18 protein-coding genes and 5 pseudogenes are annotated in these 17,215 nt (G+C 71.6%); 8 read left to right on the top strand and 15 right to left on the bottom strand.

The window, feature by feature from the left end:
- Window positions 1–95 precede the first annotated feature (95 nt).
- Window positions 96–260, top strand: a complete 165-nt coding sequence (locus AB3K78_RS03770) for a hypothetical protein (RefSeq protein WP_416446310.1) — start codon at window positions 96–98, stop codon at window positions 258–260.
- 60 nt (window positions 261–320) lie between these two features.
- On the top strand, window positions 321–1,262 hold the full coding sequence (locus AB3K78_RS03765; RefSeq protein ID WP_416446308.1) for a hypothetical protein: 942 nt from the start codon (window positions 321–323) through the stop codon (window positions 1,260–1,262).
- A gap of 16 nt (window positions 1,263–1,278) precedes the next feature.
- Here AB3K78_RS03765 and AB3K78_RS03760 read toward each other — a convergent pair whose 3' ends face one another.
- Window positions 1,279–1,932 carry a LysE family translocator gene (locus AB3K78_RS03760; protein WP_416446306.1) on the bottom strand — a complete coding sequence of 218 codons (654 nt, stop codon included), beginning with the start codon at window positions 1,930–1,932 and terminating at the stop codon, window positions 1,279–1,281.
- 60 nt (window positions 1,933–1,992) lie between these two features.
- On the opposite strand from AB3K78_RS03760, the gene AB3K78_RS03755 reads away from it, so the two are divergent.
- Window positions 1,993–2,547, top strand: a complete 555-nt coding sequence (locus AB3K78_RS03755; protein WP_416446304.1) for a CGNR zinc finger domain-containing protein — start codon at window positions 1,993–1,995, stop codon at window positions 2,545–2,547.
- Window positions 2,548–2,580: 33 nt separating this feature from the next.
- Here AB3K78_RS03755 and AB3K78_RS03750 read toward each other — a convergent pair whose 3' ends face one another.
- From AB3K78_RS03750 to AB3K78_RS03740, 3 genes and pseudogenes are all read right to left on the bottom strand, one after another.
- Window positions 2,581–2,829, bottom strand: coding sequence for an ATP-binding protein (locus AB3K78_RS03750; protein ID WP_416447298.1), 249 nt, complete (start codon window positions 2,827–2,829; stop codon window positions 2,581–2,583).
- A 317-nt stretch (window positions 2,830–3,146) separates the two neighbouring features.
- Window positions 3,147–3,623 (bottom strand): annotated as a pseudogene (locus AB3K78_RS03745) (histidine kinase dimerization/phospho-acceptor domain-containing protein); the annotation flags it as partial.
- A gap of 203 nt (window positions 3,624–3,826) precedes the next feature.
- Window positions 3,827–4,591, bottom strand: a complete 765-nt coding sequence (locus tag AB3K78_RS03740; RefSeq protein WP_416446302.1) for a response regulator transcription factor — start codon at window positions 4,589–4,591, stop codon at window positions 3,827–3,829.
- A gap of 155 nt (window positions 4,592–4,746) precedes the next feature.
- On the opposite strand from AB3K78_RS03740, the gene AB3K78_RS03735 reads away from it, so the two are divergent.
- Window positions 4,747–5,211, top strand: coding sequence for a DM13 domain-containing protein (locus AB3K78_RS03735; RefSeq protein ID WP_416446300.1), 465 nt, complete (start codon window positions 4,747–4,749; stop codon window positions 5,209–5,211).
- Window positions 5,208–5,729, top strand: coding sequence for a hypothetical protein (locus AB3K78_RS03730; RefSeq protein ID WP_416446298.1), 522 nt, complete (start codon window positions 5,208–5,210; stop codon window positions 5,727–5,729). The genes AB3K78_RS03735 and AB3K78_RS03730 overlap by 4 nt, the downstream gene beginning before the upstream one ends.
- A 51-nt stretch (window positions 5,730–5,780) precedes the next feature.
- Here the strand turns inward: AB3K78_RS03730 and AB3K78_RS03725 are convergent, their stop codons facing one another.
- The 5 genes and pseudogenes from AB3K78_RS03725 to AB3K78_RS03705 form a co-directional block, all read right to left on the bottom strand.
- Window positions 5,781–6,212 carry a DoxX family protein gene (locus AB3K78_RS03725; protein WP_416446296.1) on the bottom strand — a complete coding sequence of 144 codons (432 nt, stop codon included), beginning with the start codon at window positions 6,210–6,212 and terminating at the stop codon, window positions 5,781–5,783.
- Between the two features lie 244 nt (window positions 6,213–6,456).
- Complete coding sequence (locus tag AB3K78_RS03720) at window positions 6,457–6,651, bottom strand: hypothetical protein (protein ID WP_416446294.1); 195 nt, start codon at window positions 6,649–6,651, stop codon at window positions 6,457–6,459.
- A complete protein-coding gene (locus AB3K78_RS03715) occupies window positions 6,648–7,367 on the bottom strand; it encodes a DsbA family oxidoreductase (RefSeq protein ID WP_416446292.1) in 720 nt (239 codons plus the stop codon). Before AB3K78_RS03715 ends, AB3K78_RS03720 begins: the two co-directional genes overlap by 4 nt.
- A gap of 28 nt (window positions 7,368–7,395) precedes the next feature.
- A pseudogene (locus AB3K78_RS03710) lies at window positions 7,396–7,752 on the bottom strand (DsbA family protein); the annotation flags it as partial.
- Window positions 7,753–7,829: 77 nt separating this feature from the next.
- Window positions 7,830–8,045: pseudogene (locus AB3K78_RS03705) on the bottom strand (DsbA family protein); the annotation flags it as partial.
- Here AB3K78_RS03705 and AB3K78_RS03700 point away from each other — a divergent pair.
- Window positions 7,981–8,178, top strand: a complete 198-nt coding sequence (locus AB3K78_RS03700) for a hypothetical protein (RefSeq protein WP_416447395.1) — start codon at window positions 7,981–7,983, stop codon at window positions 8,176–8,178. The pseudogene AB3K78_RS03705 and the gene AB3K78_RS03700 overlap by 65 nt on opposite strands.
- Here the strand turns inward: AB3K78_RS03700 and AB3K78_RS03695 are convergent.
- The 5 genes and pseudogenes from AB3K78_RS03695 to metG all read right to left on the bottom strand — a co-directional run bounded on the left by AB3K78_RS03695 (window position 8,151) and on the right by metG (window position 13,364).
- Complete coding sequence (locus tag AB3K78_RS03695) at window positions 8,151–8,945, bottom strand: hypothetical protein (protein ID WP_416446290.1); 795 nt, start codon at window positions 8,943–8,945, stop codon at window positions 8,151–8,153. The genes AB3K78_RS03700 and AB3K78_RS03695 overlap by 28 nt on opposite strands.
- Before the next feature lie 36 nt (window positions 8,946–8,981).
- Window positions 8,982–9,909 (bottom strand): annotated as a pseudogene (locus tag AB3K78_RS03690) (4-(cytidine 5'-diphospho)-2-C-methyl-D-erythritol kinase).
- A gap of 9 nt (window positions 9,910–9,918) precedes the next feature.
- Window positions 9,919–10,826 (bottom strand): annotated as a pseudogene (rsmA, locus tag AB3K78_RS03685) (16S rRNA (adenine(1518)-N(6)/adenine(1519)-N(6))-dimethyltransferase RsmA).
- Window positions 10,823–11,776, bottom strand: a complete 954-nt coding sequence (locus tag AB3K78_RS03680; protein ID WP_416446288.1) for a TatD family hydrolase — start codon at window positions 11,774–11,776, stop codon at window positions 10,823–10,825. The pseudogene rsmA and the gene AB3K78_RS03680 overlap by 4 nt, the downstream one beginning before the upstream one ends.
- Before the next feature lie 7 nt (window positions 11,777–11,783).
- Window positions 11,784–13,364, bottom strand: a complete 1,581-nt coding sequence (metG, locus tag AB3K78_RS03675; protein ID WP_416446286.1) for a methionine--tRNA ligase — start codon at window positions 13,362–13,364, stop codon at window positions 11,784–11,786.
- A gap of 69 nt (window positions 13,365–13,433) precedes the next feature.
- Between metG and AB3K78_RS03670 the strand changes: the two genes are divergently transcribed.
- Both AB3K78_RS03670 and AB3K78_RS03665 read left to right on the top strand, forming a co-directional pair.
- Window positions 13,434–14,738 (top strand): flavin monoamine oxidase family protein, encoded by a 1,305-nt coding sequence (locus AB3K78_RS03670; protein WP_416446284.1) that lies wholly within the window; start codon window positions 13,434–13,436, stop codon window positions 14,736–14,738.
- Window positions 14,739–14,804: 66 nt separating this feature from the next.
- Window positions 14,805–16,325, top strand: coding sequence for an APC family permease (locus tag AB3K78_RS03665; protein WP_416446282.1), 1,521 nt, complete (start codon window positions 14,805–14,807; stop codon window positions 16,323–16,325).
- Window positions 16,326–16,333: 8 nt separating this feature from the next.
- Here AB3K78_RS03665 and AB3K78_RS03660 read toward each other — a convergent pair whose 3' ends face one another.
- Complete coding sequence (locus AB3K78_RS03660) at window positions 16,334–17,215, bottom strand: MurR/RpiR family transcriptional regulator (protein ID WP_416446280.1); 882 nt, start codon at window positions 17,213–17,215, stop codon at window positions 16,334–16,336.

Below are 17,215 nucleotides of genomic sequence, written 5' to 3'. Positions count from 1 at the left end.
GGCTCCACGCTACCCCCGAGGGCCCGGGCGCACACGGGTTCGTTCAGCCCGCGCGTTCCCGGTATCGGGGCTTCGCCGCGGGAGAGACGTGGCACGTGCCGCAGTTCATCATGTACGTCACCGGAGTGATCGCCGTCTCCCTCGTCGTCTACGTGTTCTTCCTGCGCAACAGCGGCGCGAACTGGCTGGACGACGAGCGCGGGATGCGGGAGCGGAGCGCGCCCGAGCCCCGGTCCGCCCCGGTCGGGGCGGACCGCTGAGGCCTCGTGGCCGGTGCCGTCGTTCCCCCGGCGCCGGCCACGACGGGCTATCGTGAGCCCATGCGCGTGCTCGTGATCGGTCGAGGGCCGGTGGCCCGGATGCTCCTCTCCGTGCTGCCGGAGGGCATCGACGCCTGGGCGGGCCTCCGCACCGGCGCCGACCGCCTCGACATCGCGACCGCTCGCGCGCGCCGCGGCGGCTGCGGCGCCGTGCGGCGGCGCCGCGTACCCGCGATCGATGTCACCGGGGCGCATCCGCCCGCGGGCGAGGAGCGCTGGGACGCCGTGATCACGACCGCGTCTCCGCGGGTGAACGAGCTGCGCCGCGTGCTGGCCGGATCTCCGGGCGCGCTGCTCGCCGCCGTTTCGCAGACCCCGGGCGATGTGGTCGCGCTGCGACGGGCCGCGGCGGGTCTCGATTGGGTCGTCGCGGTGCCCGAGTTCCTCGCGACGCGCGAGGATCCGGTGCGCTGGTGGGGGCCCGGCGGCCTCGCCTTCGCCCTCGCGGGCACCGGGGCGTCGCGCGCCGCGTCGCTCCTCCGCGGCGCGGCGCGCACCCGTCGCACGGGGGTGCGCCGAGTGCTGGAGCAGGCCGCCCTCGTGATCCCCGTCGTCGCGGGCTTCCGCATCGGCGGCGAGCGGTGGAGCGGCTTGCTCGCGGAGCTGCCCGCCGTCAGCGCGGCCTCGGCGCAGGCGCGTGCGGCGGTCGCCTCCGCGCGGCGGGGCTCGGCTTCGACGCGCTCCGCCGCGCCCGCGCCTGCCGGCAGGGTGACCGCGGCAGAGGCCGCGGCGCTGAGAGCCGGTCTGGCCGTCGCGCTGCGCGTGGCTCCGACGCTCGTGCCGATCGACCTCGAACGCTACATGCGGACGCACTTCGGCAGGCACACCGGGCAGACCCTCCGGATGCTGGACGAGTGGAGCGAGCTCGGCGCTGCCGCGGGCCTCCCGGTCGATGCGATCGTCGCGCTGCGCGAGCGCTTCGCGACGACGCTCGGGGGCTGAACCGAACGGGCCGCGCTCAGGCTCGTGCTGCCGCAGGCACGTCGCGGGCGAGCAGGATCGCGGTGAGGCCGAGCAGGCTCCCGGTGATCCTGCGCTGCCACAGCGTCCACGCGGGCCGGCCGGCGAGGAATCCTGCGATCGAACCGGAAGCCAGCACGATGCACGCGTTGACGAGCAGGCTGACGAGGATCTGGATTCCACCGAGCAGGAATCCCTGCGCGATCGCGCCGCTGCCGGAGGCGTCGATGAACTGCGGGATCAGCGCGAGGTACATGACGGCGGCCTTCGGGTTCAGCAGGTTGGTGACGAGCCCCGTGCGGAACAGCTTCCACCAGGAGTCCGGGGCGAGCGGCCCGGTCTCGAACACGCCGCTCCCGCCCGGCCGCAGCGCCTTCCAGGCCAGGGCACCCAGGTAGGCGACGCCCAGCGCTTTCAGGCCGATGTAGAGCCACGGCACGATCTCGAACACGACGGCGAGGCCGAGGTTCGCCATCGTCATGTAGATCACGAACCCGAGCCCGGTCCCGGCGAGCGAGATCAGTCCGGCCGATCGCCCCTGGGCGATGCTCCGCGACACCAGGTAGATCATGTTGGGGCCCGGGGTGAGCACCATGGCGAGGGCGGCGAGCGCCATCCCGCCGGCTGCGCTCCAGCTAATGAGTCCCGTCATCGTCGACCTCCGTGCTTCGTTCGGACGCGGTACCGTCGTTCAGCATGATGTAATGCCCCTATGCAGCTCAACCCTTACGGCGAGTACGCGGTCCTGCTCGCGGCATCCCTGGCGAACGACTGGCCGACGGACCGGGCCGGGATCGTCGCACGCGCTCGGGAGTTCGGCATGCGCAAGGAGTTCGCGCCCTCCGCCCCGTCGGACCGCGCCGACGTCGGCGAGGTCGTGCGCCGCTGGCTCGCCGTCGTCGACGCGCCCGACGACGACGCCCGCGCGGCGCTCCTGAACGCGCACCTCGCCCGGGTCGCCGCGTTCCCTCGCCTCACGAACCACGACGGCGAGGGCTGGCACCTGCACTACCGCGACGCCGACCAGTCGCTGCCCCACGTACTGGAGGCGGTCATCAGCGTCGGCACCGCGCTGCACCTGACCACGCGCGGCATGCACCGGCTCGCGCGCTGCGCCGCAGGCCGCACGCCGTCCGATCCCTGCCGGAACGTCGTCGTCGACGTCACGCGCAACGGCAGGCAGCGCTACTGCAGCGTCCGGTGCGCGAACCGCGACGGCGTCCGTCGCCACCGCGCTCGCCACGCGCGGCTTCCGCTCGAGGACTGAACGGCGCCGCGCGAGCCATGCGCCCCGCAGCGCTCACGCCCCCGCGTGCACCGGCAGTTCCACGCTCACGCGGAACCCGGCGTCCGTGTGCTCGGCGACCACATCGCCGCCGTGCGCACGCGCCAGGCCGCGCGCGATCGCGAGCCCCAGCCCGGACCCGGGGGCGATCGCGGAATCCACCGCGTCGCCCGATCCGCCGCCGCGCGACGCGCTGGCCCGCCATCCGACGTCGAACATGCGGTCCAGGTCCGAGACCGCGACGCCCCCGCCCTGGTCGAGCACGCCGAGCACGACCCGCTCCCCGGCAGCGCCGATACCGAGATCAGCACCGCCGTCCCCTCCGGCGCGTGCCGCACCGCGTTCGTGAGCAGATTCGTGACGACCCGCCCGAGCTGGTGCGGATCGGCCCAGACCGCCTGTCCGGCGACCTCGCGCGCGACGATCCGCACCCCTCGTCGAGCGGCAGCGACCCGCACCTCCGCCACCGCGTCCGAGACGACATCGAGCAGATCGACCTGCTCGGTCTGCAGGCGGACCGTCCCCGCGCCGAGCCGCGACAGCTCGAAGAGATCGTCGACCAGCCGCGACATCGAGACGGACTGCGCCCCCACCCGCTCCGCGAACCCGCGGAGATCCGCCGATGCCTCGGAGGAGGCCGCAGCCTCCGACATCGCGCGCAGCGCGGTGAGCGGCGTGCGCAGGTCGTGCGAGATCCACGCGAAGAATCGCCGCCGCGCCGAATCGAGGCGTTCGAGCTCCGCCCGCGCCTCGCGCACGCGCTCGGAGACGTCCGACAGCTCACGGGTCAGCTCGGCGAACTCCGCGGGCTCGGCCGCCCCCGCCCGCGACGTCCCGGGCTCGATGCCGCCCCGGGAATCGCCGCCCGGGCCGGATGCGACCGGCACCGCGGATGCCCCGCCCGCAGACGCGTCGCCGATCGCGCGAGCGGATCGGGTCGCGCGGGAGAAGCCCCGCCGCACAAGGCGCGCCAGCGCCCACGCGAGCCCCGTGCCGAACACGGTCGACACGCCGAGCACCCAGACCAGCACGGTGAGGTCGTGCGGCGAGAGGTACATCTCGACCGAGATCGTGAGCACCGAGGCGGCCGTCGCGAGCAGGGCAGCGCACGGGACCACCAGGAAGTGGACGAACAACGGCCGGGCGCGGAGCAACCGGATCGCGAGGAGCGCGAGCGCCCCGACCACGACCGCGCAGCCGAGCGCGGTCCCCAGGATCACGAGCACATCCGCCACGCCGAGCGGCATCATCCCGGCCCCCATCAGCCCGCCGCCGTCCGGGAGTCCCGCCCGGTGGCCGAGAACCGGTACCCGGCACCCCACTCGGTGCGCAGGTAACGGGGGTCCGCCGGATCGTGCTCGATCTTCTCGCGGAGTCGGCGCACGTGCACCGTCACCGTCGAGCGGTCCCCGAAGCTCCATCCCCAGACTTCGGAGATCAGCCGATCGCGGCCGAGAGTCCGGTCCGGATGCCGGACGAGGTACCGCAGGAGATCGTACTCGCGCGAGGTCAGCAGGACCTCCTCGCCGCGGACCCAGGCCCGCCGCTGCCCCGAGTCGATCTCGAAGTCGCCGAGCACGAGGCGGTCCGCCGCGACCGCCGCCGCACGCGAGCGCCGCACCAGCGACCCGATGCGGAGGGTCAGCTCGCGCAGCGAGAACGGCTTCGCCAGGTAGTCGTCGGCCCCGAGCTCGAGTCCCTCGACCCGGTCTTCGGTCTCGGCCAGCGCGGTCAGCATGAGGATCGGAACATCGCTCAGCGCGCGGGCCTCGCGCACCACTTCGTCGCCGCTGAGCCCCGGGAGCATGCGGTCCACGACGAGCACGTCCGCCCGTTCCCCCGGCCCGTCGGCGAGGAGCGCGGACCGGGCCGCCGAGCCGTTCGCGTAGGCGCGCACCCGGAATCCGTGCGCGCCGAGATACTGCGCGACCGCTCCGCGCACCGTGGGATCGTCCTCCACCAGCATCACGCTCGCACCGTCGATGCTCGCGTCGCCGGACCGCTCCTGCTGCAGCGAATCGCTCATGCCACCTCCTCCGTTCGGCCCGACACTACTCCGGCACGGTGAGCGCGCGGCCCATTCCTTACGGAGCTGAAACAACCGCTCACGGGCGAGCCGCCGCTGCCTAGCGTCGGAATCGACCGCATTCCGCGGAACCGCCGAACAGATTGGAGCGCATCATGCGCAAGCTCGCCACCGTCTCCCTCACCGTCCTCGCCGCCACCGCGCTCGCCGGCTCGCTCAGCGCCTGCAGCACCGGGACGACGGACGCCATGTCGTCCGCCACGACGAAGCCGGGCACGACCACCAGCCGGTCGAGCGAACCGAGCACGACGGCGAAGACGGAGCGGTCCGGTTCCTTCGCCGGCCTGAACGGGAAGAAGGTCGCGGGCACCGCGACCCTGACCGATACGGCGCTCATGCTCACGGGGTTCTCCTCCGACGAGGGCCCCGACCTGCACGTCTACCTGACCAACGGCACCGACGAGGCGGCCGTCGAGGCCGGCATGCGGATCGACGCGATCTCCTTCGACTCGGCCGAGCAGCAGTTCCCGCTGTCGGGTATCGACCTGTCGAAGTACAGCGACGTCGTGATCCACTGCGACAAGGCGAAGGCCGTGTTCGGGGCGGCGAAGCTCGCATGATCGCCTCGGCCGCATCCCGGAGCCGGCCGACCGCCGCCGCGATCGCCACCGGCCTCATCACCCTGGTGATCGGATCCGCGCTGGGCGCGCTCTGGTGCGTCGAAGGCGTCGTCAAGATCCGCTCGGGCTTCGGATCGGCCGACATCCTGCTGGTCGCGGACGGCGCCTCGGGCAACACGCGGGTTCCCGGCTGGTTCGCGCCGCTCGGCGCTCTCATGCGCGGGATCCCGGCGGTGTTCGGGATCGGGATACCGGTGCTCGAGCTGGCGCTGGGGGCCGTGTTCGCCGTACTCGCGGCCGGCGCGCTCCTCGCGGTGCTGCGCCGCCGACCCGCCAAAGCCCGGTGGACGCAGCGGATCGCGACGATCGCAGCGGTGGTCTCGGGCGGCACGCTCGCGCTGTACTGGGCCTCGGATCAGCTGATCGCCCAGTACCCCGCGATGCTCCTGCTCTCGCTGCTGCTGCTCGCGCTCGAGGCGCTGATGCCCCCGGCGGTCATCGGGACCTCCGGGGCCTGACCCCGGTCGGCGTCCGATGCCCCGCATCGGACGCCGACCGGGGATCCCGGCTCACGCGAGGACCGCGGCCCTGCCCCGCAGCACCGCCGGATCGAGGGCGAAGCGCCCCGCCCCGGTGAACGCGAGCGCGAGCGCCGCGGCTCCGAGCACGGCGACGAACTCGTATCCGCCCTCCCCGACCCACAGACCGGCCGCGAAGTGCACGAGCACCATCGCGCCGAGCATGTCGACGGCGAGCAGCAGCGCGACCGGGCGGGTGAGGAGTCCGAGGATCAGCAGCACGCCGCCGATCAGCTCGAGGAATGCGATCACCGGTGCCACGATCGCGGGAAGCGGTGCGCCCATGCCGGCGAAGGCATCGACGGTTCCCGGGATGGTGTACTCGAAGATCTTCTGCGCGCCGTGGGCGGCGAAGATGCCGCCTGCGACGATGCGCAGCACGAGGAGTCCGGCGTCGGCGGTAGGTCGTGTGGTGTTCGTCATGAGAGGAGTGGTTCCTTCGTGGCAGGACACCGCGGTGGCCGCGGCGCGGGACGTTCGCCCCGTACCGGAAACGCTAGGAACCGCACCTTGAGAAGCACTGAACAGCGTTCGAAGAAGTCGTGTTATGACGCGCGTGCCAGCCTCCGGCTCCGCGGGCCGAACGGCCGAACGGCCGAACGGCCGAGGGTACGCCGGGTCAGCGGGCGGCCTCACCGCCCGCTGATCGGAGGAATCGATCCCGGGATCAGACCGCGCAGCAGGATCCGCCGCAGCAGGACCCGCCCGCAGCCGCGTCATCGCCGAGCAGGTTCAGGATCTCCCGCGACTCGGCATCGGCGAATCCGGCCGCGCCGAACCCGCTGTCGAACGCCGCGTCCGCCGCGACCACGGCCGAGGCCGCCTCCTCGCTCAGCTCAGTGTCCTTGGTGGTGCCGCTCATCGCGCCTCCCCTTCGTTCGTCGAACCGTCGGAACCGTTCTCCCCGGCGCCCTCGCCGCTGCGACCCAGCTGGAGGACCTGCCCCAGCACATCGGTGAAGACCTCGGCGCCCTGCGCTCCGGGAACCGCGTACTTCTGGTCGAACAGGAAGAAGGGTACTCCGGTCACGCCCAGCATGCGAGCGCGGGTGATGTCGCTGTCGACGGCGTCGCCGTAGGCGGGGTCGTCGAGCGCCGCGCGGGCCTCCGCGCGGTCGAGTCCCGCCTCCGCCGCGAGATCGGCGAGGCGCTCCGGGTCGGAGAGGTCGAGCCCCTCGGAGAAGTATGCGCGGAAGAGCCGTTCGAGCACCTCGGACTGCACGCCGCGGTCCTTCGCGAGGTGCAGGATCCGGTGGGCCCGCCGCGTGTTCACGTGCTGGAGGCGGTCGAAGTCGAAGGTCAGTCCCTCGCTCGCCGCCAGCCGGGTCATCTCGCCGAGCATGTCCTGGACGCGCGGCAACGGCATGCCCTTGTGCTTGGCGAGGAAGTCGTATTCGCTGCCCGAGAAGTCCTCGGGGGTGTCGGGCGCGAGTTCGTAGCTGTGGTGCTCCACCTCGACCCGCACTCCCGGGTTGGCCTCGGCGAAGGCCTCGAGCCCTCGTGCGAAGCGATGCTTGCCGAGGAAGCACCACGGACAGGCGATATCGGACCAGACGTCGACGCGGATCGTTTCGTTCACGACGGGTACAGCACGGGATCGGCTCCCGCTATTCCCGCCGCTCGGGCACGGACTTCGCGAGCACCGTCCCGAGGGCGCGTTCGAACTCCGCCTCGCCGGTCGCGCCCGGGATCGCGTACCGCGCGTTCAGCAGGTAGTAGGGGGTGGCCTGGATCCCGAGCATGTCGGCCCTCCGCTGCTCGAGATCGATCACCGCGTCCCACGCGGGATCCTCGGCCGCCGCGCGGGCATCGCTCGCGTCGAGGCCCGCTTCCGCGGCGAGCGCCCCGAGGGTCGCGGGGTCCGAGAGGTCCCGGTGCTCCGCGAAATAGCCGACGAAGAGCCGGTCGAGCACCTGCTCGCCGATGCCGCGAGCGGCGCCGAGCTGGAACACCCGGTGCGCCCTCCGGGTGTTGACGAGGGGAGGCCGTCGAAGCGCATCTCGATCCCGGACTCGGCGGCGAGCCGCTCGAGCTCGGGCAGCAGCCGGTCGGCGTGGTCCTGGGGCACTCCCTCGTACTGGCGCAGGTAGTCGGCCTCCGAACCCGCGTAGCGGTCGGCGATCCCGGGCGCGAGCTCGAAGCTGCGGTGCCGCACGGCCACCGGCACCTCGGGGTGGGCCGTGCGGAACCGCGTGACCGCTCGTTCGAAACGCCGCTTCCCGATGAAGCACCAGGGACACCGGGTGTCGAACCACACGTCGGCGGTGATCCCCGCCTGCGTGCCCGCCGGGCCGGGATCCGGGTCGTTCGCCGACGCGGTCATACCGAGTGGAACGTCGCAGTCGCCGTCGGCATTCCCCGGCTACTCGACGCTGAGCGAGATCGTGTGATCGCCGAGCGCCGACTCGGCGGCCTGTCGCGCCGCGGCGACTTCGGTGGGGTCGGCGACGTGCAGGTCGATGGTCTCCGGCGTGGCCTGCAGCTCGTCGACGCGTACGCGCAGACCGACCGTCGCCCACACGCGCTGGGCGTCCGCGATCCAGGTGCCGCCCTGAACGCCTTCGAGCGACACCCCGTCCTCTGAGGAGACGGCGATCTCGACCGGCGGCTCGTCCGCATGCTCCCGGAGCGGCTCAGGGGTCGCCGCGGCGAGCTCGAACGCCCGGTCGGCGCTCACGGTGAGCGCGGTGAGCCTGGCACCGCGCGCGACGGGCATCTCGATCTCGGCCGAGACGACGCCGGTGTCGCCGCGCAGCTGGTTCGCAACCGCGACGAGCCGAGCGTTCCGCGCACGATCCGGCAGGACGTGCAGCGTGACGTCGTCGACGACCACCCGCAGGCTCACGCTCGCGCCGTCGTGCTTCTGGCTCTCGAACGCGCCGACCCGGTCGACGAGTTCCGCGAGCTCGTCGTCGCTCAGGCCGGCCCTGGCGGTGAGGGACCCGCCCACGGAGCCGGACCAGGGCAGGGTGTTCGAGCTGGTGAGCTCCACCGATTCGATCGCCGGGTCGTTCCGGAACTCGCGCTCGGTCGTCTGCTTCCCGGCCGTCCCCGCGTTCACCGAGCCGCAGCCGGCGAGGGTTCCGGCGATCAGGATCGCGACCGCGGAGGGGAGGATCCGGCTGGTGCTCCTCCGGGTACCGGTCGTCGTGCTCATGGGTCGCCTCGCTCTCGGGGTCCGGCCTGCGGCCGCTCAGTCGATCCTGCGCGCGCCGGGCACCGGTCCGGTCGCCGTGAGCGTGCGGATCCCGGCGCGCGCGAGCACCGCCTGGAGCTCGGCCGACGCGACCGCGTCGGCGACGAGGAACGCGACGGTGGGTCCGGATCCCGAGACGATGCCGGCGAGCGCGCCGCGCGACTCCCCAGTTCGAGCAGTTCGGAGAGCTCGGGCGCCAAGCGGAACGCCGCAGCCTGCAGATCGTTGTGCATCGCGTCGGCGAGCGAGCCCGCGTCGCCCGAGCGCACGGCCTGCAGCACGGCGGTATCGACGCGCACCTGCTCGGGCGTCGGCACGATGTCGGCGGAGTGCTCGTCGCGGTGCTGATCGAGCGTGCGGTAGACGAGCGGAGTCGAGAGACCGCCGTCGGACAGCGCGAGCACCCAGTGGAAGGTGCCCTTCGCGAGCGCCGCGCTCAACTCGTCGCCGCGGCCGGTGCCGACCGCGGTTCCGCCCTCCAGCGCGAACGGCACATCGGCCCCGAGCGACGCCGCGAGGGGCAGCAGTCCCGCCCGTCCGAGACCCGTTCCCCAGAGCTCGTCGCAGGCGAGCAGCGTGGCTGCCGCGTCCGCGGACCCCCACCCATGCCGCCCGCGATCGGCACGCGCTTGTGCACGGTCAGCGAGACGCCCTGACCCGCGCCCGTGCGCTCGGCCAGCAGCTTCGCCGCGCGGATCGCGAGGTTGGAATCGTCGGTGCGCAGGGCGCTCGTATCGATGGGGCCGGTGAACCGCACCGAGAAGTCGTCAGCGGGGGCCGCGGTGACCTCCTCGTAGAGCGAAACCGCCTGATACAGCGACGCGACGTCGTGGTAGCCGTCGTCCTGCAGCGCCCCGACTCGGAAGAAGACGTTGATCTTGCCAGGCGCCCGGACCGTTACCGTCTGCGTCTGCCTCGTCCCCATGTGATTACGCTAGCGCACCTCGGATGCGGCATGCACTCGGGCGATGCGGTGGAAGTCATCGATCGACACCTGCTCGGCTCGAGCCATCGGATCGACGCCCGCCGCCTCGAGCGTCCCGACCGCGCGTTCGAGCGGACCGAGCACCGGTTGCAGCGACTGGCGCAGCATCTTGCGCCGCTGCGCGAAGGCGGAGTTGACGAGCGAGAAGGTCAGTCCGCGTTCCGCCTCGGAACCGCGCGGCTCCTCGGCGCGGACGTACGAGACCAGCACGGAGTCGACATTCGGCACCGGCCAAAAGATGCGTCGGCTCACCGTTCCGGCGACCCCCATTCGCCGTACCAGGCGGCCTTCGCACTCGGTGCGCCGTACTCCTTCGATCCCGGACCCGCTGCGATGCGGTAGCCGACCTCGGCCTGGACCATGACGAGCCCGGACCGGAGCGACGGCATCAGTTCGAGGAACTGCATGAGGATCGGCACCGACACGTTGTAGGGCAGGTTCGCGACGAGCACCTCGGGCTCGGCCGGCAGCTCGGCGAGATGCTCGGCCGTGAGCTCGAGCGCGTCGCTGCGGATCACCCGGAACCGCGGAGCGCCGGGGTCGGCGAAGACCCCGGGCTGCATCGCCCGCACCGTGCTCGGCAGCTCCGCAGCGAGCCGGTGGTCGATCTCGACCGCCGTCACGTCGGCGCCGGCCTCCGTGATGCCGAGGGTGAGCGATCCGAGCCCCGGCCCGACCTCGATGACCCGGTCGCCGGGTTCGACGCCCGCGAGGCGCACGATCTTGCGCACCGTGTTGGGGTCGATCACGAAGTTCTGGCCGAGCTTCTTGGTCGGCGAGACGCCGAGACGCTCGGCGAGCTCGCGCACTTCGACGGGGCCGAGGAGCGCCGGCGAGGGTTCCGCGTCGGGGCTCATCGGGTCTCCGGTTCCATCTGCCACGAGCCGTAGACCCGTTCGGTGTTCTCGGCCAGCAGGGCGCAGACCTCGTCGAGCGGCTGCTCCAGCGTCTCCGCCATGCGTCGCACGGTGTGCGGCAGCAGGTACGGCGCGTTCGGCCGGCCGCGGAACGGCTCCGGGGTGAGGAACGGCGCATCGGTCTCGACGAGGATCCGGCTCGACGGGGCGACGCGCATGGCCTCGCGCAGAGCGGGCGCGTTCTTGAAGGTCGACGTCCCGGCGAACGACAGGTACCAGCCGTGCTCGGCGCAGATCCTCGCGAGCTCGACGTCGCCCGAGAAGCAGTGGAACACCGTGCGATCCGGCGCCCCGACGCGGAGCAGCGTCGCCACGACGTCGTCGTGGGCGTCGCGGTCGTGGATCTGGAGCGCGATCCCGTTCGCCTTCGCGATGTCGATGTGCGCTTCGAACGACTCGAGCTGAGCCTCGCGCCCGTCCTCGCCGGTGCGGAAGAAGTCGAGCCCGGTCTCGCCGACCGCGCGCACGCGCGGGTGCGCCGCGAGCCGGGAGATCTCGGAGAGGTGCTCGCACAGCAGTCCGCGCTCCGCGAGACGGGGCGCCTCGTTCGGGTGCAGTGCGACCGCGGCGAGCACGCGCGCATCGGCCGCGGCCATCTGCGCGCTCCAGCGGCTCGTCTCGAGGTCGGTGCCGACCTGCACGACGCCGCGCACGCCCACCGACTCGGCCCTGTCGAGCGACTCGGCGGGATCCAGCTGCTCGAAGCCGTCCTCGAACTCGAGGTGGGTGTGGTTGTCGTAGACCGGGATCGGCAGCGGCTCCGGGTTCGCCGGTCGCTGCAGGTCGCGTCTCTGCGTGCCGGGGAGGGAGCCGTCGGTCGAGCGCTTGCGCAGGCCGCCGGCCGGCGGCTGCGGCGCCGCGTCGGGCTCCGCTGAGGACTGGTCGCTCATGCGGCGCCTACTTCCCGTCGGTCTCGATGCGCGGGAACAGCACGTCGAGCTTCTGCTGCGGGGTGCCCGCGGGCAGACGGTCCCACGTGCCGGCCTCGCGGATCGGCTGAGCGCTCAGGGCGCCCAGGGCCGCCTCGGCGCCGAGCGCGGTCCACAGCTTGGCCGTCGCGACCGGGACCACCGGGGCGAGCAGCTGCGCGAGGGCGCGCAGACCCTCGGTCGCGGTCGCGAGCACGGTCGCGAGGCGGTCGCGCTGCGCGGGATCCTTCGCGAGGGCCCAGGGCTCCTGCTCGGTGATGTAGCCGTTGAGCGCGTCGACGAGCTCCCAGATCGCAGCGATGGCCTCGTGCACCGCGAAGGCGCTGATCCGCTCGTCGGCACGGGACGCGACCGACGCCGCGAGCTCACGAATGGCGGCGTCCGCAGCGGTCTCCCCGGCGGCCTGCGGCTGCACCCCGTCGAAGTACTTCGCGTTCATCGCGAGCACGCGGCTCGCCAGGTTGCCGAAGCCGTTGGCGAGCTCGGCCTGGTAGCGCGCGGCCAGATCCTCCCAGCTGAAGGAGCCGTCCTGTCCGAACGAGATCGCACGCATGAAGTAGTAGCGGAACGCGTCGGAGCCGAAGGTGTCGGTGATCTCGTTCGGCGCGATGCCGGTGAGCTTCGACTTCGACATCTTCTCGCCGCCGACCAGCAGCCAGCCGTGCGCGAACACGTGGTCGGGCACCTCGAGCCCGGCCGCCATGAGCATGGCCGGCCAGATGACGGCGTGGAAGCGCAGGATGTCCTTGCCCACGAGGTGGTTCGCCGGCCAGCGGCGCCGGAACTGCTCGTCGTCCTCGCCGTAGCCGATCGCGGTGACGTAGTTGAGCAGCGCGTCGAACCAGACGTAGGTGACGTGGGAGGAATCCCACGGGATCGGGATGCCCCAGTCGAAGGAGGTGCGCGAGATCGAGAGATCCTCGAGCCCCTGCTGCACGAACGCGATGACCTCGTTGCGCGCGCTCGCGGGCTGCACGAAATCGGGGCGCTCCTCGTAGAGCGCCAGCAGGCGGTCCTGGAACGCGCTCATCTTGAAGAAGTAGTTCTTCTCCTGCAACAGCTCGAGCGGCTTCGAGTGGATCGCGCAGACCTTCTGGCCCTCGAACTCGCCCGTGCCGTCGACGATCTCGCTCTTCGGCTTGAACTCCTCGCAGCCGACGCAGTAGAGCGCCTCGAACTCGCCCGCGTAGATGTGGCCGTCGTCGTGGAGCTTCTGCAGGAACTTCGCGACGCCCGCCTCGTGGCGCGCGTCGGTCGTGCGGATGAAGTCGTCGTTCGAGATGTCGATCAGGTCGAGCAGCGGCTTCCACGAGGACTCGACCAGGCGGTCGGCCCATTCTTTGGGAGCGACGCCGTTGGCGGTCGCGGTGCGCAGGATCTTCTGGCCGTGCTCGTCGGTGCCGGTGAGGAACCAGGTGTCGTCGCCCGCCTGGCGGTGCCAGCGGGCGAGCACGTCGGCGGCGACCTCGGTGTACGCGTGCCCGATGTGCGGAGCGTCGTTGACGTAGAAGATCGGCGTCGTGATGAAGAACGGGGAGGGCTTGGCCATGGTCTCCATCCTAAGAGATCGGACCGGCCCCGACCCGCAGTGTTACCGAGGCGCACTAGGCTCGCGGGCATGAGCACCCACCTCGACACCATCGTCATCGGCGCAGGCATCTCAGGACTCTCGGCGGCCGCGGAGCTGCGGCGGGCGGGGCGGAGCGTCGTCGTACTGGAGGCGCGCGACCGCATCGGCGGCCGGGTGCACACGGAGCGGGAGGACGGGCGCGTCACCGACCTCGGCGCGTCGTGGATCCACGGGATCGACGGCAGCGAGGTCTACGCCGAGACCGAAGCGGCCGGCATGCCGACCGTCGAGTTCACGATGGGCAGCTATCAGGCCGGCGGTCGCCCCGTGGCCTACTACGGCCCCGACGGCGTGCGACTGAGCGATGCGGCCGCCGATGCGTTCATCGCCGATGTCGCGGAGTTCGACCGCGCGCTCGGCGGCGTCATCGCCGCCGCGGCCCCGGCGACCTCCTACGCGACCGCCGTCGACACGGCCCTCGCGGACCTGGGCTGGGAGGCGGACCGCGCGGAACGCGTGCGCGAGTACCTCCACCACCGCAGCGAGGAGCAGTACGGCGCGGACGCGGACGATCTCGACGCGCACGGTCTCGACGACGACGCGGTCGACGGCGACGAGGTCGTGTTCCCGCACGGCTACGACGAGCTCGCGACGCACCTGGCGCGGGGGCTCGACGTGCGGCTCGAGCACCCGGTCGCGGGCATCGACTGGAGCGCGGACGGCGTCGTGGTCACGACCGTCGACGGCGCGGAGTTCGCGGCGGCCACGGCCGTCCTCACCGTCCCGGTCGGCGTGCTGCGCTCGGGCGACCTCCGGATCGAGCCGCCGCTGCCCGAGACGAACGCCGCGGCACTCGCCGGACTCACCATGAACGCGTTCGAGAAGGTGTTCCTGCGCTTCGATCGGAAGTTCTGGGACGACGGCGTCTACGCGGTACGGCGCCAGGGCGCCGCAGGCGCCTGGTGGCACTCCTGGTACGACCTCACCGCGCTGCACGGCACGCCGACGCTGCTCACCTTCGCCGCCGGGTCCTGCGCACGCGAGATCCGCGACTGGGACGACGAGCGCATCGCCGATTCGGTGCTCGCCTCCCTGCGCGAGATCTTCGGCGACGCGGTCCCCGAGCCGCAGCACGTCCGCATCACCCGTTGGCAGGACGACCCCTACTCCCGCGGTTCCTACGCCTACATGACGGTCGGATCGACGCCCGAGGATCACGAGCGCCTCGCCGAGCCGATCGGCGGCGTCCTGCACATCGCCGGCGAGACCACCTGGCAGGAGGACCCCGCGACGGTCACCGCCGCGATGGCCTCGGGACGGCGCGCCGCGGAGCGGATCCTCCGAACGGCGTAACCGGGATCCCTCCGGCTGTGTAGACTTCCGGGGTTTGCGTTCGAAGGCGAAAGAAGCGATCAGCACATGGCGAAGACGACATTGAGCAACGCGACCGACACGGGGCACATCCACGTCGGCAAGGGCCTCAACGAGGGCACCCTCGGCGTGGTCGGCTCCACCATCATCGGTCTCTCCTCGACCGCTCCCCTGTATTCGTTGGCCGCCACCCTCGGCTACGTCATCGTCGCCGTCGGCGCGCAGGCACCGCTCGTCTTCGTCGTGGCCTGCATCCCGATGGTCTTCGCGGCGTTCGCGTACCAGGAGCTGAACCGCGAGGCGCCCGACTGCGGCACGACCTTCGTCTGGGGCGCCAAGGCGTTCGGTCCGAAGACCGGCTGGATCGGCGGCTGGGCGGTGGCCGTGGCGGGCGTCATGGTCATGGCGAACGTCGGCGAGATCACCGGCCGCTACTTCTGGTACCTGCTCGGGAACGAGGAGTTCGCGAACAACCAGACGATCGTCGTGATCACCTCGGTCGTGTTCATCGCGCTCATGGTCGGCATCAGCATGCTCGGCGTCCAGATCGGCGACCGCATGCAGATGGTGCTCATGGTCGTGCAGATGGGCGCGCTCCTGCTCTTCGGCGTCCTCGCGCTCGTGAACGCGCTCAACGGCAGCAACCCCGACTCCATCGCGTTCGACTGGAGCTGGTTCAACCCGGCGGAGCTCACCGACTGGCACGGATTCATGCAGGCCGTGCTGCTCGCGCTCTTCATCTACTGGGGCTGGGACACCTGCCTGGCGCTCAACGAAGAGACGAAGAACCCGCGCAAGACCCCCGGCCGCGCCGCCATCGCGAGCATCGTGGTCCTCATCTTCGTCTACGTCGGCGTGTCGATCGCCGTCATGATGTTCGCGGGCTTCGGCGACACCGGCTTCGGCCTCACCAACGAGTCCAATCTCGACGACGTCTTCACCGTGCTCCGCGATGTGCTCTTCGGGCCGTGGGGCTGGTTCCTGATCCTCGCCGTGATGGTGTCGGCCGCCTCCTCGACGCAGACCACGATCCTGCCGACCGCGCGCGGCACCCTGTCCATGGCGGTCTACCGGGCGCTGCCCGCGAAGTTCGCGGAGGTGCACCCGAAGCTCAAGACCCCGTGGTTCTCGACGCTGATGATGGGCATCGCCTCGATCGTCTACTACGTCGTCATGTCGATCGTGTCGACGGACATGCTCGCGGACTCGCTGAGCTCGATGGGTCTCGCGATCGCGCTCTACTACGCGATCACGTCGTTCGCCTGCGTCTGGTACTTCCGCAGCACGCTGAAGGAGAGCGCGCGCAATCTCTGGATGCGCGGCATCTTCCCCCTGCTCGGCGGCCTCCTGCTCGCCTACGCGCTGGTGCAGTCGGCCATCGACATGTGGGACGTCGACTACGGCTACACGGTGCTGTTCGGCGTGGGCGGCGCGTTCGTGATCGGCGTCGGATCGATCGTCCTCGGGTTCGTCCTCATGGGCCTGTGGGCACTGCGCCCGGGTTCGAAGCCGTACTTCCGCGGGGAGAGCCTCAACCGCGACACCCCGATCCTCGTCCCCGACGAGTAGGCCGCGGGTCAGGCGTCGAGCCGCCGCCCTCGGGTGCCGCGCTTCACCGCGTCGTAGGTGCGTTCGAGGGCTCCGGCCATGCGCTCCGGCATGCCCTGCGCCACGCTCACGAAGAGCACGTCGCCGACGGTCAGCTGGGCGATCCGGCTCGACATGGCCCCCGAACGGTACCGGCTCTCGCGCGCGTGCGTCACCAGCACGCAGTCGGCGGCCTCCGCGAGTTCGGACGCCGGGTAGTTCGTGATCGCGACCGTGACCGCGCCCGCCTGCCGGGCGGCGAGGATCACGTTCAGCGTCTCGAGCGTCTCGCCGGTGTGCGACACCACGACCGCGACGTCGCCCGGGCGAAGCAGCGCCGCCGAGGTCAGCGCGAGATGCGGATCCGCACTGAAGAACGCGGCGAGCCCTACTCGTGTCAGCTTCTGCTGCAGATCCTGCGCGGTGAGCGAACTCGCCCCGACGCCGTAGAGGTCGACGCGGGCAGCTCCCCGGATCGCCGCGGCCGCGCGCGACAGCGCCGCGAAGTCGAGGCCCTTCGTCGTCTGCTCGATCGCCAGCGTCTCCTGGTAGGCGATCTTCGAGGCGATGTTCTCGACCGAGTCGGCGAAGTCGATGTCGCCCGTCGTGAGGTCGAAGCGGTCGCGGGCCGCCTGCTCACGGCTCGTCGCCGCGGCGAGGGCGAGGCGGAACTCCCGATACCCGCTGAACCCGACCGATTGGCAGAATCGCGCGATGGTCGCCTGCGACGAGCTGCAGAGCTCGGCGAGCCCGGTGATGGTCAGATCCACCACCCGCTCGGGATCCTCGAGGATCTGCTCGGCGACCCGCCGTTCCGCGGTGCTCAGCCTGGGGATCGCGCTCCGCACTTCCCCGAGCACATCGTCTCCCAC

It is taken from the genome of Leucobacter sp. HNU (assembly GCF_047946755.1).
Classification (GTDB): domain Bacteria; phylum Actinomycetota; class Actinomycetes; order Actinomycetales; family Microbacteriaceae; genus Leucobacter.
Note: the sequence above shows the minus strand (reverse complement) of the source record. Positions and strands in the feature narration are given on the sequence as shown.

Coding starts and splice junctions, on each gene's coding strand:
- AB3K78_RS03720 (WP_416446294.1), bottom strand. CDS start 6,651: ATGAGCGGCACCACCAAGGACACTGAGCTGAGCGAGGAGGCGGCCTCG.
- AB3K78_RS03755 (WP_416446304.1), top strand. CDS start 1,993: ATGCAGCTCAACCCTTACGGCGAGTACGCGGTCCTGCTCGCGGCATCC.
- AB3K78_RS03725 (WP_416446296.1), bottom strand. CDS start 6,212: ATGACGAACACCACACGACCTACCGCCGACGCCGGACTCCTCGTGCTG.
- AB3K78_RS03680 (WP_416446288.1), bottom strand. CDS start 11,776: ATGAGCGACCAGTCCTCAGCGGAGCCCGACGCGGCGCCGCAGCCGCCG.
- metG (WP_416446286.1), bottom strand. CDS start 13,364: ATGGCCAAGCCCTCCCCGTTCTTCATCACGACGCCGATCTTCTACGTC.
- AB3K78_RS03730 (WP_416446298.1), top strand. CDS start 5,208: ATGATCGCCTCGGCCGCATCCCGGAGCCGGCCGACCGCCGCCGCGATC.
- AB3K78_RS03665 (WP_416446282.1), top strand. CDS start 14,805: ATGGCGAAGACGACATTGAGCAACGCGACCGACACGGGGCACATCCAC.
- AB3K78_RS03735 (WP_416446300.1), top strand. CDS start 4,747: ATGCGCAAGCTCGCCACCGTCTCCCTCACCGTCCTCGCCGCCACCGCG.
- AB3K78_RS03695 (WP_416446290.1), bottom strand. CDS start 8,945: ATGAGCACGACGACCGGTACCCGGAGGAGCACCAGCCGGATCCTCCCC.
- AB3K78_RS03760 (WP_416446306.1), bottom strand. CDS start 1,932: ATGACGGGACTCATTAGCTGGAGCGCAGCCGGCGGGATGGCGCTCGCC.
- AB3K78_RS03670 (WP_416446284.1), top strand. CDS start 13,434: ATGAGCACCCACCTCGACACCATCGTCATCGGCGCAGGCATCTCAGGA.
- AB3K78_RS03740 (WP_416446302.1), bottom strand. CDS start 4,591: ATGAGCGATTCGCTGCAGCAGGAGCGGTCCGGCGACGCGAGCATCGAC.
- AB3K78_RS03765 (WP_416446308.1), top strand. CDS start 321: ATGCGCGTGCTCGTGATCGGTCGAGGGCCGGTGGCCCGGATGCTCCTC.